The sequence below is a fragment of the Chitinophaga sp. genome, assembly GCF_035564935.1.
Taxonomy (GTDB): Bacteria; Bacteroidota; Bacteroidia; order Chitinophagales; family Chitinophagaceae; genus Chitinophaga.
Genome location: NZ_DATMTE010000107.1, coordinates 1 through 2,478, shown reverse-complemented (window position 1 = coordinate 2,478; position 2,478 = coordinate 1). Strand labels below are relative to the sequence as shown.

Sequence of the window (2,478 nt, the reverse complement as noted above, 5' to 3'; positions counted from 1 at the left end):
CTTCATTTCCGGGAGTTTGCCGATAAGAAACCCAACACGGTAGAGAAAAATGCCAAAGCCAGCATTGATAAACTCCGGCCAAACGATCCCAAAGTGCAAAAGCTGACCCAGGCCATGGAAGAATTCTTTTACTCTTAGGCCATTTACACACCTTAATCAATTCGGCTTACGCTGCTGAACCTCTCCAAACTTCCTGGATTTCAACAGATAAAAATCCATGATCAATCCATCATTGACTTCCCTTCGAGCTTAACCCATCTTGCATCCATAAAACGAATTTTTATGGACACGTTGTTTATTCCAAATGAGCAGGATTTTCGCCGGTGGATAAAGGAGGCTGTAAAGGAATGCCTGGAAAACGAAGCGGTTAAAAACACTCCTTCCGACCTTCGGGGGGAGGAACCATTGCTTACCCGGAAGGAAATTGCAGGCATTTTCCGCATCTCCCTTGTTACGCTTCACGACTGGATGAAACGAGGGCTACCCTTCCATAAACAGGGAGGGCGAGTTTATTTCCTTCGTTCGGAAGTAATGGAGTATGTGAAACAGAAACGTAATGTAAACGTTAAAAGGCAGGAATATGGGTACCCGGAAGATTAGCATTGAGCAGGCCAAACAGATGGATTTGGTAGACTACCTTGCCTCATTAGGACACTACCCTGACCTGAAGAAAGCCCGTAACTCGGATCATTGGTATTTATCGCCCCTGCGAACTGAAAAGACGCCTTCCTTTAAGGTTAATCGCAAACTGAATATGTGGTTCGATCATGGGTTGGGACAGGGAGGAACTATCATTGACTTCGGAATACTGTTTCACCGTTGTACTATTCCTGAACTGCTGGAAAAATTGCAGGTTTCTTTCTCTTTCACCCGCCGCTTGTACCCCTCGCCGGCCAGCAAGAGGCTGCTGGTGAAAGGAAAATTAAGTTTCTCTCCCACCACCTTATCAGTTCCCCGGCGCTTCTCCGTTACCTGGAACAACGATGCATACCAGATCAAATAGCCAATGCCTGGTGCCGGGAGGCAAGATACGAACTGAACGGGAAGAGGTTCTATGCACTGGGATTCAAAAATGATGCCGATGGATACGAGCTGCGCAACCCTGGTTTTAAAGGCAGTATCTCCCCGAAGGAAGTTACATTCATTGACCAGGGCGCGGACATTGTAACCGTCTTTGAGGGATTCCTCGACTTCCTTTCCTACCTAACAATTTATAACAATCAACCACCACCCACCAATTTTCTTATCCTCAATTCGCTGGCCTTCTTTGAGAAAAGCAGGCCCATCATGGAAAAACACGGGAACATCCACCTGTACCTTGACCGGGATACTGCCGGCATGCAGTGTACCGAACAGGCAATAAAGAGCAGTGATCAATACAAAGATTGCAGCTTTCAGTACCGGGATTGCAAAGACCTGAACCAGTGGCTTGCTCAAAATTTTATCCATGTGAAACGGGAGATACAGTTACTTAACAAGGCAAAGGAAATAATGCAAGACATGAAGAACAGGGAGGTTTCCCGTGATAGGAAAAGAGGTCGTCAGATTTAAAAATTATTTTTTCATTCAAAAGCGATTAAGATTATGACTGACTTTAAAAGAAGAACCCTGATATTAAACAGTGGCAAGCAAATAAATTGTTCGGCAACAGCATTGCTATTGGTAAAAGTTTGCAGATAGGTGAAGGTTATGCGCCAAATATTTTTTCATGCGCGGAACAGCAGCAGACGGTTAAGTCCACCGCCGATGCGACCAAAGTACAACCGGAAAACAAACTGGCTAACGAACCGCCGCAGAAGAAAACGGTCACTAATATGATCAATCCGTACAATTTAACGGAAGCGGAAATTTTTGAGATAGCAGACTATAACATTCGCCTGTGGATGGATTAAAAGATAGTATCAGTAGGTACGGGGTAGGTAGTCCAAAAGTTTTTAACCAGGATACCATGTTATAGCCATCATTTTTTTTTGTGTGGCAACAGGTGCACTGCCAAATTTTCCGCTGCATTTTTCTTCCTTTTCTTCGAAGGGCCAGATCAATAGCAGCCATTCACAGCCCCTGTTTACTTGGGATCTTGAGGATGTAGCAAGAAATAAAGCCACTGCAAAAACAGGTCGCCCGGTAAGTTGATACAACCATTTATAAAAGCAATATGGCTGGCGGATATACTGCTACCGCTTACGAGCAATTACGGCCTTATTAAGCCTTTAAACAGGCTGAAATACGGCTAAGAGTAGGGTTACTATAAAGATGGCTTCATGAACGCTCTTAGGGCAAGCAGTGTTGTTGTCGAACAAAAAACGGTTCGACAACACCGCTTGCCCACCGCTCCCGTTGGTCGCAGTTCCAAAACCGGCCATCAAGGCCGGTTTTGGAACAAAAAATATATGTTATGGAAACAGTGAATAAGAAAAAAAAGAAGGCAGGCAGGCCGATCAAACAAGTAAAAAAGGAAGTACGGGCGGCCGTCCGGTA

At 44.8% G+C, this 2,478-nt stretch carries 5 protein-coding genes; 4 read left to right on the top strand and 1 reads right to left on the bottom strand.

What is annotated here, in order from left to right; all coding sequences use genetic code 11:
• Window positions 1-282: 282 nt before the first annotated feature.
• From VN105_RS02900 to VN105_RS02885, 4 genes are all read left to right on the top strand, one after another.
• Window positions 283-600 carry a helix-turn-helix domain-containing protein gene (locus VN105_RS02900; RefSeq protein ID WP_325637738.1) on the top strand — a complete coding sequence of 106 codons (318 nt, stop codon included), beginning with the start codon at window positions 283-285 and terminating at the stop codon, window positions 598-600.
• Window positions 581-1,003 carry a CHC2 zinc finger domain-containing protein gene (locus VN105_RS02895; RefSeq protein WP_325637736.1) on the top strand — a complete coding sequence of 141 codons (423 nt, stop codon included), beginning with the start codon at window positions 581-583 and terminating at the stop codon, window positions 1,001-1,003. The genes VN105_RS02900 and VN105_RS02895 overlap by 20 nt, the downstream gene beginning before the upstream one ends.
• A complete protein-coding gene (locus tag VN105_RS02890; protein WP_325637740.1) occupies window positions 922-1,551 on the top strand; it encodes a toprim domain-containing protein in 630 nt (209 codons plus the stop codon). The genes VN105_RS02895 and VN105_RS02890 overlap by 82 nt, the downstream gene beginning before the upstream one ends.
• Window positions 1,552-1,637: 86 nt before the next feature.
• Window positions 1,638-1,892, top strand: coding sequence for a hypothetical protein (locus VN105_RS02885; RefSeq protein ID WP_325637734.1), 255 nt, complete (start codon window positions 1,638-1,640; stop codon window positions 1,890-1,892).
• A 379-nt stretch (window positions 1,893-2,271) separates the two neighbouring features.
• Here the strand turns inward: VN105_RS02885 and VN105_RS02880 are convergent.
• A partial coding sequence (locus VN105_RS02880) for a hypothetical protein (RefSeq protein ID WP_325637732.1) occupies window positions 2,272-2,478 on the bottom strand: 207 nt, incomplete at its 5' end.